Annotated in this window: 14 protein-coding genes; 11 read left to right on the top strand and 3 right to left on the bottom strand. The window is 50.9% G+C overall.

Annotated elements, in window-relative coordinates:
- Window positions 1-69 precede the first annotated feature (69 nt).
- The 8 genes from J2Z18_RS08970 to J2Z18_RS08935 all read left to right on the top strand — a co-directional run bounded on the left by J2Z18_RS08970 (window position 70) and on the right by J2Z18_RS08935 (window position 7,788).
- Window positions 70-528, top strand: coding sequence for a hypothetical protein (locus J2Z18_RS08970; RefSeq protein WP_007129989.1), 459 nt, complete (start codon window positions 70-72; stop codon window positions 526-528).
- A gap of 22 nt (window positions 529-550) precedes the next feature.
- The gene (locus J2Z18_RS08965) at window positions 551-946 is read left to right on the top strand and encodes a hypothetical protein (RefSeq protein ID WP_028403531.1); all 396 of its coding nucleotides are present in this window, start codon (window positions 551-553) and stop codon (window positions 944-946) included.
- Between the two features lie 6 nt (window positions 947-952).
- Window positions 953-1,507 (top strand): hypothetical protein, encoded by a 555-nt coding sequence (locus J2Z18_RS08960; RefSeq protein ID WP_007129991.1) that lies wholly within the window; start codon window positions 953-955, stop codon window positions 1,505-1,507.
- A complete protein-coding gene (locus tag J2Z18_RS08955) occupies window positions 1,494-2,492 on the top strand; it encodes a hypothetical protein (protein ID WP_007129992.1) in 999 nt (332 codons plus the stop codon). Before J2Z18_RS08960 ends, J2Z18_RS08955 begins: the two co-directional genes overlap by 14 nt.
- Window positions 2,493-2,606: 114 nt before the next feature.
- On the top strand, window positions 2,607-4,160 hold the full coding sequence (locus tag J2Z18_RS08950) for an ABC-F family ATP-binding cassette domain-containing protein (protein ID WP_007129993.1): 1,554 nt from the start codon (window positions 2,607-2,609) through the stop codon (window positions 4,158-4,160).
- 399 nt (window positions 4,161-4,559) lie between these two features.
- Window positions 4,560-5,363, top strand: a complete 804-nt coding sequence (locus tag J2Z18_RS08945) for a phosphotransferase enzyme family protein (protein WP_007129996.1) — start codon at window positions 4,560-4,562, stop codon at window positions 5,361-5,363.
- Window positions 5,364-5,490: 127 nt separating this feature from the next.
- Window positions 5,491-6,555, top strand: coding sequence for a ThiF family adenylyltransferase (locus tag J2Z18_RS08940; RefSeq protein ID WP_100085223.1), 1,065 nt, complete (start codon window positions 5,491-5,493; stop codon window positions 6,553-6,555).
- A gap of 513 nt (window positions 6,556-7,068) precedes the next feature.
- Window positions 7,069-7,788: a response regulator transcription factor gene (locus tag J2Z18_RS08935; protein WP_007129998.1), complete on the top strand. Its 720-nt coding sequence runs from the start codon at window positions 7,069-7,071 to the stop codon at window positions 7,786-7,788.
- 36 nt (window positions 7,789-7,824) lie between these two features.
- Here J2Z18_RS08935 and J2Z18_RS08930 read toward each other — a convergent pair whose 3' ends face one another.
- Both J2Z18_RS08930 and J2Z18_RS08925 read right to left on the bottom strand, forming a co-directional pair.
- Window positions 7,825-8,322, bottom strand: coding sequence for a C40 family peptidase (locus J2Z18_RS08930; RefSeq protein WP_007129999.1), 498 nt, complete (start codon window positions 8,320-8,322; stop codon window positions 7,825-7,827).
- 269 nt (window positions 8,323-8,591) lie between these two features.
- Entirely contained in the window at window positions 8,592-9,236 is a 645-nt protein-coding gene (locus J2Z18_RS08925; protein WP_007130000.1) for a thiamine diphosphokinase, read from the bottom strand.
- Window positions 9,237-9,371: 135 nt separating this feature from the next.
- Between J2Z18_RS08925 and J2Z18_RS08920 the strand changes: the two genes are divergently transcribed.
- The gene (locus J2Z18_RS08920) at window positions 9,372-10,013 is read left to right on the top strand and encodes a trimeric intracellular cation channel family protein (protein ID WP_007130001.1); all 642 of its coding nucleotides are present in this window, start codon (window positions 9,372-9,374) and stop codon (window positions 10,011-10,013) included.
- A 93-nt stretch (window positions 10,014-10,106) separates the two neighbouring features.
- Window positions 10,107-10,571: a low molecular weight protein-tyrosine-phosphatase gene (locus J2Z18_RS08915; protein WP_210094696.1), complete on the top strand. Its 465-nt coding sequence runs from the start codon at window positions 10,107-10,109 to the stop codon at window positions 10,569-10,571.
- Between the two features lie 326 nt (window positions 10,572-10,897).
- On the opposite strand, the gene J2Z18_RS08910 is transcribed toward J2Z18_RS08915, so the two are convergent.
- Entirely contained in the window at window positions 10,898-11,626 is a 729-nt protein-coding gene (locus J2Z18_RS08910) for an alpha/beta hydrolase (protein WP_007130003.1), read from the bottom strand.
- A gap of 256 nt (window positions 11,627-11,882) precedes the next feature.
- On the opposite strand from J2Z18_RS08910, the gene pdhA reads away from it, so the two are divergent.
- Window positions 11,883-12,950 (top strand): pyruvate dehydrogenase (acetyl-transferring) E1 component subunit alpha, encoded by a 1,068-nt coding sequence (pdhA, locus tag J2Z18_RS08905; RefSeq protein WP_028403525.1) that lies wholly within the window; start codon window positions 11,883-11,885, stop codon window positions 12,948-12,950.
- The last annotated feature ends 76 nt before the right edge of the window (window positions 12,951-13,026 follow it).

Raw genomic sequence — 13,026 nt, 5'->3', positions numbered from 1 at the left:
TGGAACGGAGCTCGCAAATGGCTGTCTCAACAAAAGTATAAAAATATGTAAAGAAATGAGGAGAATCAAATGAATAACGCTTCGTCTGCTTTAAAAGTCGCTGCCGGAATTTTTCTGACCATTGCCTTGATCACGATCGTAGTCATCCTGTTTATTTCTGCACAAGAAGCTACCAAAACGGCGCAAAACAACTTCTCGGACATTCAGACCGAGCTGTCGCAAGCCGCATTCACCGTATATGACGGCACGACGATTAGCGGCTCGCAAGTGACAAACGCGCTGCGCAAGTATAAGGATAAAGATCAATTCGGCATATTTATCGCTACTGGCAAGAATAGAGCGGGACAATGGTACGGGAATGTGCTGGATAACAGCGGGATGATTCTGAATCCGGATTCGAGGCAGGGCAATATCAGCTTGACCATGAACGAGAAGAGCGCGGAGTATGTAAATCCAAGCGGGAAGTTTCAGGCGAGTATCGTAAAGGATGATTCCAACGTGATCCGGGGGATCAAATTTATTCAGTAGATTGGGATAGAGGGTGATAGGATTGCGCGAGCAAACGATCCGTGCGATAGAGCTCGCAGCCGGGCTGGGTCTTTTTTTGAGCGCCTGCTTGTATGCCATGACCATGCTGTCCGTACTTGACTCCGGATTGACGGCGGCAGCCGCGATGACGGAGGAGCAAAATGTCGGGGTATCTTCGTTTTCAGCCGTATCTGAATCAATTGAACCATATTTTACGGGCAGTGAGGTGCTGTTTACGCTTCGCGAAGTACAGTCAGGGCAGCTTGAAGCGGTTATAGACGGGTTGCGGTTCGCTCCAGGGACCGAGCTCGAATCGATGGATCTCTCGGTTATCGATTTGGATGGCCGTTATGCGGCGGACTACCACCGGGAAAGCAACGGGGCGGTGGACTTAATTCGGTTTGTTAAAGTGAGGTAGGGCGAAGTGTCGAACTCGGTATCGAAATGGTTTGCAGCTTTTCTCGCACTGCTGCTTTTGTACATCGTCCCTGCAGGGGAGCTGGCCAGAAGGCAGGATGACCTATCTCGGATCGTCGTTTACCAGGCGGTGACCAAATTTGTGGATAGTGTCCGTACGAAAGGGTATATCACGCCGACCATGTATCAGGATTTTCTACAAGAGCTTGCAGCGACAGGCAATGAATATGACGTCCAGATGGAGCATCGCCATAAGAAATACCAGCCGGAGTATGCGGATCCCGCCGACCCGGACACATTTCTTAACCGGTATGTCGTTGTATATGATGCTTACTATCAGGAAGACCTCGCAGCCTATCTGTTTCCGCAGACGGATATGCCAAGGGATGACGAACGGCGGGTGTATCGTCTGACAGCCGGGGACTTGTTTCAAGTCCGGGTACAGAGCCTAAACAGAACGCCGGGGATGCTGATCATGGATGCGTTAACCGGGACGGATTCGAGTGGAAAAGCAGCCATCGTTTTTCCTTACGGAGGGCTTGTGCTTAATGAAGATTACTGACCTGGCGATCGTGTTCACAGCCATATTCTTTCCGCTTCTTCTCATCCTTGGCTTCCGTTACGAAAGCCTGGAGGATATCCGCTATGTTGAAATGAAATATACCGCCGCACTGCGATCCGCTGTGCAGGACGGCAGTACAAATTTAAACAGGAACGAAACCCAGTCTTTCGAAGCAGCCTATGATTCGAAGAAATTCATGCGGGCAGATAAAGATCAGGCAATGAAGGCGTTTGCCCAAACATTGTACATGAATATGGGCATAGAAGACGGCGATTCGGCGTCACAGGCTGCTCTATGGTGGTATATCCCCGCTCTCGTCGTATTGGACTATGACGGGTATTTCATCTACGCCTTACAGAGCTATACCAATGCAACCGGTGAAGAGGAGATGCGCCACCAATGGACTCCGAAGCTGCCGTATGCATGGTCGGATGGCGAGGGCAATAGCGTGCAGTTCACTTTGGATTCGTTTGTTCGCGTCTATGAATCAAGCTCTTCCCGCTGGTACGCCGGGTGGCGGCATGAATTGGCCGGTCAATCGGGCGTGTCCCTGCTCCAGAATGAGGAGACGTTTGAACATATTCGGCGAATCACGATCGTGAACGCCGTTCAGGATCGGCTGGCGTATTACATACAGCGTCATAATGAATCGGCTCTGCGCAACGGCATGACCTACATCTTTACGCTACCCGTCATCTCGCAGGAGGAGTGGGTGAATACGATCGATGATGTCGGCATGCTGGCCTTTGTTCAGGGAATTCCGCTGGGGGATCGCTATTATAACAACTATGCAATTGGCGGGGCAAGACTGGTTAAGTCCCCGGTATATTTCGGTGGTGTTGACGAGCGGGGGCTGAAATATTATTTCCGGGATGACTGTTCGTTTCCTTTCCAGGTAGAAGAGACGTTTTCCCATCCGAAAGAGGCGGCCGCAGCAGGTTATCGAGAGCGGAGCTGCCGTAATCCGGGGGTTCTGGCCCCCTGAAAGTTGTAGTTTCAGGGGAGAGGCTTGGTGTGATACAATAAATTCTTGACTGTGTACTTTTCGCTAACTACCAAGAAAGAATTTCATATTATACAGACAGGAGTTACTATAGCCATGAGTTTATTGACTGTAGAGAACGTATCGCATAACTTCGGGGACAGGACTCTTTTCAAAAATGTGTCCTTCCGCTTGCTGGCTGGAGAGCATGTCGGTCTTGTCGGAGCCAACGGGGTTGGCAAATCGACATTGATGAATATTTTAACCGGACAGCTGTTAAAGGACAGCGGCAAGGTAGAGTGGACGCCAAAGGTGCGCTACGGCTATCTGGACCAGCATACGAAGCTTACGCCGGGCAAGACCGTGCGTGATGTTCTTAAGGATGCGTTTCTTCCTCTGCTAGAGCTGGAGAAGGAAATGATGGAAATTACGAACAAGATGGCTGATGCCTCTCCCGAGGAGCTTGAACTGCTGCTTGAGCAAATGGGCGAGATTCAGGAGCAGCTGGATATGGGGGATTTTTATCTGCTGGACGTGAAGGTAGAAGAGATGGCCAATGGACTGGGCCTGTCTGCCATTGGACTCGACCGCGACGTCGCGACGCTGAGCGGCGGACAGCGGACGAAGGTGCTGCTCGCGAAGCTATTGCTGGAGAAGCCGAATGTGCTTCTGTTAGACGAGCCGACGAACTATTTGGATGTGGAGCATATTGAGTGGCTGACGCAATATTTAAAGCAGTATCCCTATGCTTTCATCCTGATTTCACACGATACGGAATTTATGAATCAAGTCGTGGATGTCATCTATCATTTGGAATTTGCTAAATTGACCCGTTATACCGCCAACTATGAGAAATTTCTCGAGATGGCGGATATTAACAAGAACCAGCATATCGATGCGTACGAGAAGCAGCAGGAGTTTATTAAGAAGCAAGAGGATTTCATACAACGGAACAAAGCCCGGTATTCCACTTCAGGGCGGGCCAAAAGCCGGGAGAAGCAGCTTGAGCGTCTTGAGCGGATTGACCGGCCGGAGGAAGCGGCCAAACCGGTCTTCAATTTCAAAGAAGCTCGTGCCAGCGGCAAAACCGTATTCGAAGGAATCGAGTTTGAGATTGGCTATGACCGCCCACTGCTGCCAAAAATGAGCATGACCATTGAGCGCGGAGAGAAAATTGCGATCGTGGGCTGCAACGGCGTCGGTAAATCGACCCTGCTGAAAACGATTTTGGGCAAGCTTGAGCCTTTCAGCGGCAAAACGTATCAAGGGGATTTCCTGTATCCGGCATATTTCGAGCAGGAGGTGCGCCCAGGCAACTTGACGCCGATCGATGACGTTTGGAACGAGTTCCCGCATTTGAACCAGCACGAGGTACGAGCCCATCTTGCGCGCTGCGGCCTGAAGAATGAGCATATTACCCGTCCGTTAAAGGCGCTCAGCGGCGGCGAGCAGGCCAAGGTGCGTTTGTGCAAGCTGCTGATGCGTGAAAGCAATTGGATATTGTTTGACGAACCGACAAACCACCTGGACGTAGCTGCAAAGGATGAGCTGAAGCGGGCTTTGAAGGAGTATAAGGGAACGATCCTGCTCGTCTCCCACGAGCCGGACTTTTACGAGGATTGGGTCACGAAAATCTGGAACGTCGAGGACTGGTCCAACCAGCAGGCTTAATCACCGCGTTCTTACATGAAACATTCAGGAGCGTAAAATTGCCGATCTTGAGAGGGAAATTCGCAATGGGTGTTTCGCTTGAAGGAAGGACCAGTAGATTAACAATCCATGATTTCAACATAGAAGTAGGCGGTGCTAAGGATCTCGATGTCCCTGCACCGCTTTTTCTTGTTCTCATTATTAATGAGCAAGTGTTTGATCCGATGAAATCGCTGAGATTAATGTGTGATGGATCATGTCGTACCTTCACGCAGTTTGTGATATGCTAAAGTCAATTTAACGAAGAACGGAGGGATCGTGCATGGAAGAGTTGGATCCATGTTGGGGGCTGTCATCATTATGGGGGTTCCGCATTACTAGCCCCTGCCAGACCGTGCGGATATCCCCGCCGAAAGGGGAATGACCTTGGAATCGAATAAGAATGGAAATGATGGAGAGAACGTCCTCCTTTCCGAGGAGAAGTCGGTGGTCCTTCGCGGCGGCGTGGTCTACCGGCCGGCGGGTCCGTGGACACCCAGTATACATGCCTTGCTAAGGCATTTGCGGGCGGCGGGCTTCGAATCGCTGCCGACTGTCATTGGTGCCGGCACCAATGAGGAAGGACAAGAAATGGTAAGCTATATTGAAGGAGAATTCATCCATCCCGGACCTTGGAGCGATGATGCGATCGTGGAGGTAGGCCGAATGGTTCGAAGGCTCCATGATGCTTCGGCTTCATGGAGCCCGGGTCCGCATGCGTTGTGGAAGCCCTGGTTTCTAAGGAGACTCGGGGGATCCAACCTGGTCTACAGCCATGGGGATATTGCACCGTGGAACATGGTAACGAAGGATGGTCTGCCTGCCGCCTTGATCGATTGGGAATACGCGGGGCCGGTCGATCCGCTGGTTGAGCTTGCCCGCGTGTGCTGGCTGTTTCCGCAGCTGCATGACGATGACGTCGCTATGATGAACGGACTGCCTTCACCGGAAGCGCGTGCAAGACAGGTTCGGCTGCTCGTGGACGCTTACGGTCTGGAGCCTGGCGGTAGAGCGGCTTTGCTTGATTTGATCGTTGCCGTCGTCGTCACGGAAACGGCAGAGGAAGCGATTGAAATGAAGGTCACGCCCGATAGTCTGGGGCCTCTTTGGGGGCTGGCTTGGAGAGCGAGAAGCGCAGCCTGGATATTGCGTCATCGCCGTTTGATCGAGCAAGCGTTCGAGTAAGGCGGATAAGCTCGGAACAGTCGAATGGAATCTACGGTTTAGGGATGCTTGAGAAATTGCAGGAGGGGTCTACTTGAACGGTGCGGATGAGAACAACGGAACAGTTCAGAGCAGCAAGGATATAGAGGTGGAGGGCGAAAAAGACAAGGAATATCCGGGTTCGGATCACAGCCAGCGGTATTCAAGGCAGGAACGGTTTGCTCCTTTCGGCAGAGAGGGGCAGAAGCAGCTCCTAGCCAGCCATGTTCTGGTCGTTGGAGCAGGAGCCCTTGGCAGCGCCGTGTCGGAAACGCTCGTTCGTGCGGGTGTGGGACGCGTTACGATCGCCGATCGCGATTATGTGGAGTGGAGCAATCTGCAGCGTCAGCAGCTGTTTACCGAGCAGGATGCCGAGGAACGCCTGCCTAAAGCTATTGCGGCACAAAGGCGCCTTTCCCGGATCAACTCCGGTGTCGAGGTGATCGGGAAGGTAACCGACGTTCGGGCTCAGGAATTAGCGGAGCTTTCCCAAGGTGTTCATGTGATCATGGATGCTACCGATAACTTTGAGACACGGCTGATCATAAACGACATCGCTTATAAACGCGGAATCCCATGGATCTATGGCGGCTGTGTGGGAAGCTCCGGCATGAGCTTTACGTTTTTGCCGGAGGAGACGCCTTGCTTGAACTGCCTGCTCGGTACGATTCCAATGGGCGGCGATACATGCGACGTTCATGGCATTCTTCCACAAGCGGTCCAGATGGTTGCTGCACATCAGACGATGGAGGCGATGAAGCTGCTGGCCGGGCAGCGTCACGTCCTCCGAAAGAAGATGCTTTCTTTTGACGTGTGGCGCAACGAGCGCGTGGAATTCGGTGTGGAGCGGGCAAGGAGAACGGACTGTCCCACTTGCGGCGAGCATCCGGTATATCCGTATTTGTCGGCAGCCAATGTTGAAAAAAGCGAAGTGTTGTGCGGGAGAGATACCGTTCAAATCCGGCCGGCCAGACCGAAGCGGCTCGCCCTTCGACAGCTGGCGGAGCAGCTGAACAGCCTTCGGGAAGGCAACGCGACAGCGACTCCTTATATGGTCATGTATCGGGTTAACGGGCACCGCCTAGTTATTTTTGAAGACGGGCGAACCTTAATACACGGCACATCCGATATAGCCGCAGCCAGAACGCTGTACAATAAATATGTCGGAGGCTAAGGGCCGGCAGGGGTTTGCTTGCAGAAAGGTGCAACAGTCGGGTGTAGTGGCAAGTTTGCTGGCAGAACAGTGGAACAGTCGGATGTGGTGGTAAGCTAGCTTGCGGAACAGTGCAACAGTTGGGTGTAGCGGTAGGTTTGCTTGTGGCGTTTTGGCATATCGCATGTGTTGAGGATACATGTCGTCGCTGCGACCGCATGCAGAACAGTGCAACGGTCGAGTGTAGTGGTCGTGGTAAGTTTGCCTTCAAAAGGGTCAAGAGCCGCGTGTACCAGTAATCTGCTGAATAGAATTGCTGCGCATACGTATCCTAGGCCTATGATTGATAAGGAAGTGGAGTGTTCAAGGTCGTTGGACCTTTGGGCACTCCTTTTTCGTTTTGGGTGAAATTAAAGCCGCCTCAACGCCATGCCATAGAGTAGAGAGCCTGGCAGCATAGCCATTCATGAGTGAAAACGGCGGAAATCAGACATACTTACTGTATGAAGCAGGGAACGAGTGGGAGGAGGAATTGTGGAAATATTGATCCTTATTGCGGCAGATCCATCGGATCGCTCCCGGGCGGTGTCCGGAATGCTTGAAGAGGCGGGATACCAGATCGCATTCGCTCATCATTATTCCGAAGTGGTCTCTGCCATCGAGCGCATGGACCCGGACATTCTGCTAATCGACAGCAAGCTGCCGGGGATGAGCCGGTTTAATCTGGTGGAACGGTTGACGGGGAATGGGAAGGCTGTTCCGATTATGGTGTTAGGGAATGACGGACCGGAAGAGGCGGTGCAAGCACTGGAGGCCGGCGCCCATGATTACATCCCGCAAGAATGGGATCCAAAAGAGATGCTCGCGCGCATCGCGAATTTGCTCCGCATCTTCCAGCCGGTTCAACGCGAAAATAACGAGGCAATCCAGATCGGCGATCTTGCAATCGACCCGTTAAAAAGGAGCGTTGTCCGGGGAGAGGAGCCCGTCGAGCTGACGCAGCGCGAATTCGACCTGCTGCTTTTTTTGGCTAAGCGGGCGGGACAGGTCTGTACACGTGAAGATATTTTGCGGTATGTTTGGGACTATGATTTCCATACCGGAACGAATGTGGTAGATGTATATATTCTCCATTTAAGAGAAAAGGTCGACAAAGGAAGGAAATTAAAACTGCTGCGAACGATTCGGGGCGCAGGCTATAAGCTGATGGCTCAGGATGAGATTGAAGAGACCGCAAAAAACCGCCTTCCTTGATTAGGAAGACGGTCGGTCGCTTGCTATTCAGCTATATTAAAGTACGCGGCGTGCTTTCAGGTAAGTCTTCTTCCAGTTGCCCGAGTTCAGGTTAGAAATCGTAACGCCCGGCTTGCCATAGGTGTGCAGGATTTTACCATTGCCCATGTATACGGCCACATGCGTTACGTTTCTGCCGTTAGCGCGGCTTCCGCTGGAGAAGAATACCAAATCGCCGGCTTTCAGGTTGGACTTGGAAACAGCTTTACCTACTTTGGACTGTGCAGCAGATGTCCGCGGCAGATTTACGCCATACTTCTTAAAGATATGCTTCATGAAAGAAGAGCAGTCAAACACTCTTGTTGTGGATGTGGATGCGCCGAATTTGTAAGGTGTTCCCATATATTGTTTGCCGTAGTTGACGACTTGACTTCCCTTGCTGACGGATGCGGCTTCTACAGGAGCCGGTGGAGCAACGGTAAGCACCGCCCCTACGCCCAAAGTTGCGCTCAAGCTAACGACTACAGCTTTCTTAATCCAATTCTGTCGATTCATGTTGTATAGTACCTCCATGCGTTTTTGTTTTTTGCGATGAACCGAGTATAGCAGATTTGAAACCGACTAAAATGTGGATAATCGGCGCAATCGCTTGGTGCGCATGGAATGAAAGCGAATTATTAAAAAACGATTAAAAGTTACAAAAAATTAAGAAATAGCAGTTGGGCCAAGCTGAAAAATTAAGAAAAACCCTTGCGGGGCAAGGGTTTTATCGATTGTTACGAATGGGTTAAATCCACCGAATAAAGATGACAAAAAAGTAACGATTACTGATCTTTGCTCTGGATGATGAGAAGCAGCCCGCCTTCGATATGCACGATGCCTTTTTCCTGGGACAGCCGGTTGCTGACCCCGAGTGATTGTCCCATGCGAAGCGAAGCGTTATGAAGCGGATATTCAAAGCCTTCCAGTTCGATGCCTGTGACCTCGGTGGTGAGGGGGAGCAGAGAGACGTACTTAAACCCGCGATCCTCCACAACGCAGCTTGAGCCTGTTAAGGTGATGTAATTGTTCTTATCTAATATGGAGCATGGAATGTGGTGCTGCAGCCCGCGGATCAGCATATGGATGTTAGCCAACGTATGATCCAGCCGGGTGCCGCTTGCTCCCATGATCAAGATGGATTCAGGCGACTGTTCGAGCGCCAGGTCAAAGGCAAGTTCGGTATCGGTTAGGTTTTTATCGATCGGATCGCATTCGATGATTTTTCCGCTCATCGCTTGAACCTTCGCCAATTCTTCGGGGGTGATGGAATCGAAATCCCCGACCGACAAATCCGGTTTGATCCCGTGCTCGATTAAAAACAAAGCGCCGCGATCTGCGCCGATAATGAAATCCCCGCTTCGGATCTCCTCTAAAAATTGTGCAGACAACTCCCCTCCGGTAAAGATCAGAGCGCGTGCAGGCAACATGTCATTTCCTCCTTTATTAAGAGAATTGCCATTTCATCTAGTATATAGCAGGATTCATACTTGCACAATTTAATAGGCGTGACTACAATGTAGTAGGTAATTTTTCGCGGAGCGGGGGAATCGGGAATTGTGGACATGCATGTGTTTGATGTATTCAGTATTATTGGGACGATAGCGTTCGCCATGTCCGGAGCCGTTGTGGCAATGGAAGAGGATTATGATATTCTGGGAGTTGTGGTCCTTGGTCTCGTAACCGCCTTCGGCGGAGGCATCATTAGAAACGTGCTGATCGGGGTTCCCGTGACGACCCTGTGGGGCCAAAGCGATCTGATTATACTGGCCTTGATTTCGGTATTTTGCGCGTTCGTGCTTCCTCTCGGATGGCTCCACCATTGGAAGAGAACCGAAGCGTTATTCGATGCGATCGGATTGTCCGCCTTCGCGATTCAAGGGGCGCTCTATGCGACGCAAATGAATCACCCGCTAAGCGCAGTTCTTGTCGCAGCCGTGCTGACAGGAAGCGGGGGCGGCATGGTCCGCGATCTGCTTGCCGGGCGCAAGCCGCTTGTCCTGCGGGACGAGATCTATGCAGTCTGGGCGATGGCGGCAGGAGCGGCCGTCGGTCTCGGCGCTGCGACGACGACGTGGCAGTTGTTGACGTTGTTCGTGGTCGTCATTGTATTCCGAATGCTGTCCGTTCATTATAAATGGAGACTGCCCAGAAGATCGCTTTCGCATGGAGGCGCATCGGGCGGCGGCATGAGTGCCGGCAGCTGAGAATCACTCGGGTGACAACTTTGGAGAATGATCGAATATCATCCGTTTAAACGATGTTTTTAAGGTATGATTGATGACGAGGAGGTGGAAGCGATGGTATCCGTCTTGTTTGTATGCTTGGGCAATATTTGCCGCTCGCCGATGGCGGAAGCGGTGCTTCGACACAAGATCTCTGCAAAGGGCTTGCAGGATAAAGTTAAGGTGGATTCGGCAGGCACCGGAGACTGGCATGTCGGCAAAATCCCCCATGAAGGGACACGCAAGCTGCTGGACAGCTGGAACATCAGCTATGAGGGGATGACGGCACGGCAGGTGATGAGCAAGGACTTGGAGGTGTTCGATTACGTGATCGGGATGGACGACTCCAATGTAGCTAATATGCGGAAGCTGCCAGGCGGCGGTGATGCAAGCATCATGAAGTTTATGGATTTGCTGCCTGACGAAAAGCTGAGAGAGGTGCCGGATCCTTATTTCACAGGGAATTTCGAAGAGGTGTACCGTCTCATCGATGCCGGATGCGACATCCTGCTGGACAAGATCATCCAAGAAAAGCTATAATCGATTCGAATAAAGCGGTCTGTTTTCTAAGCCGCTTATTCAACGAACCGGATTGATAGCGTAACCAAGAAGGATGTTCCATAAGATGAACAATGCACATTCCATAATAATGCGCGGTTGTTCATCTTTTTTTACAGACGAAAGCGAGGGTAAGATGCGGCAGGACCTCCCTAAATTTTTTGCCGGAATGAATCAGTCAGAACAGCCATGCAGAACGTAAAATGGCCCGACTCCCTGTAGAAGGGATCAGGCCATAGCCGCAAAGCGTAACGAATCCTTATGGATAGTCTGTACCTCTTAAGGAACGACCATCATGTCAGCCCGAGTTAGCCCAAAAAGTACATAAGGGCAGCAGGCAGCTCTTTTTGCCAGAAGCCCCAAAGGTGACGCCCGTCTTTCTCATAATAGGCTACTTTAGCCCCGCGATCTTCGAGCAAAGCCTTGGTCTGACGATTCAATTCTACGAAATTGTAGACGCCCGTATCGGTAGCGTAATTGTCTTCTTGCAGACCTACGATCATATAGATGTCGAGCCATGACAAATCCTGCTCCTGCTTGATGATGCTCTGGGACATCTCGTAGAAGGCACCGGACAAGCTGATCACTCGCGTGAACAGATGCGGGTAGCGGAGCGCCAGATGCACGGATACGCTGCCGCCAAGGGAGTCGCCTGCAAGCAGCCGCTCGCCAGCTTCTCTTCGAACAGGATAATTCTGTTCAATGAAGGGAATAATCTCTTCGGCGAAGCAGGATACGTAGGCATCGAACCGGTTGCCGAACGGTGCGTATTCTTCGGTACGGACTTTGGTATTCACTTCGACTCCGACGATAATAAAAGGTTCAACCCCTTCGTCAAGGATCAGCTGGTTAGCCCAGGTTGCAATCCGGCCGAAGTTGAAAAATTCCTCGCCGTCCTGGCAGTAGACAACAGGATAGCTGAGAATTTCGTTATAGCCGGGTGGAAGGTAGATGCGCAGCGTCCGTGATTCTTGAAGAAACCGGCTTTCAATCGTTTCCTTCACAATGGTTCGCTTCAATAGTCGTTCATTCGTCATCACTCGTCACCTTTTTCGGGTTAGTTTTTGAAATGGAGTACACAATAAGTTAAAATTACCCTATTCGTACATTCCTGTCTGCTGTACTATGATGTTTGTCATACTGTTATAGTGTTATACACCCGCTGTTATACATACAAACGTTAAGAAATCTGAAATTTTATGAGGTATTTCTTTGACGAATGGAGTAAAACAGGTGTATAATAATTCTATAACAGCGGAACTTGATATTCAAATATTTATTGAGGTGAAAAAAATGACCAAGGTTCCTTATGAAGTATATACCGAGGAAGTGGATACTCTATCTGTACTTTCCCCGGATGGCGAAATCGTAAACCAGGATCTTCTGCCAGAACTGTCGGACGATCAACTGAAAGAAATTATGTACCGCATGGTGTTTACCCGTACTTGGGACGATCGTGCCGTTAACCTCGGCCGCCAAGGTCGCCTCGGCTTCTACGCGCCGGTTTCCGGTCAAGAAGCAACGATGGTCGGCAGTGAATTTGCAATCGAGAAAGACGATTTCATCTGCCCGGGCTACCGTGATATGCCGCAGATCGTATGGCATGGTCTTCCGCTTTACCAAGCGTTCTTGTATTCCCGTGGACATCAGCATGGCGGACAAATTCCGGAAGGCGTTAACGTCCTGATGCCGCAAATCATCATCGGTGCGCAAATTTTGCACGCGATGGGTATTGCTATGGGTTATAAATTGAAGAAGCAAAAGCAAGTTGTTATTACTTACACCGGTGATGGCGGTTCGTCCGAAGGTGATTTCTATGAAGGCTTGAACTTCGCTGGCGTTTACAAGCTGCCTGTCATCTTCTTCGTACAGAACAACGGCTACGCGATTACGACTCCGTTCTCCAAGCAAACAGCAGCGCTGTCCATCGCGCACAAAGCGGTAGCTGCCGGCATCAAGGGCGTTAGAATTGACGGCATGGACGTGTTCGCGGTTATCAAAGCGGTTCGTGACGCTGCTGAGCGCGCTCGCAACGGCGAAGGCGCAACGCTGATTGAAGCCGTAACCTACCGTTTCCGTCCGCATTCCCTTTCCGACGATGCAACCAAATACCGCACGAAGGAAGAAGAGGGCGAATGGAGCGAGAAGGATCCGATCGCGCGTCTTGCGAAATATCTGGAGAAGAAGGGTCTTTGGACAGAAGAAGATACGGCTCGCGTGAAAGAAGAAGCGAAAGCGAAAGTCAACGAGCAGATCAAGAAAGCAGAACAAACGGAGAAAATGACGGTCCCAGGATTGATCGACAGCATGTTCGAGCAAACTCCGAAGCATCTTGAAGAGCAAAAAGCCGATTTCCAATAAGGAAGCTTAACCGATAATTGTTCACGGCCAATGAACGGACAATTATTCGGTTTTGTCATGGGTGCAAAGGATCAGG

The organism is Paenibacillus lactis (genome assembly GCF_017873605.1).
GTDB classification, from domain to species: Bacteria; Bacillota; Bacilli; order Paenibacillales; family Paenibacillaceae; genus Paenibacillus_AQ; species Paenibacillus_AQ lactis.
The sequence above is the reverse complement of the archived record's forward strand: the minus strand, read 5'-3'. Positions and strand labels throughout refer to the sequence as shown.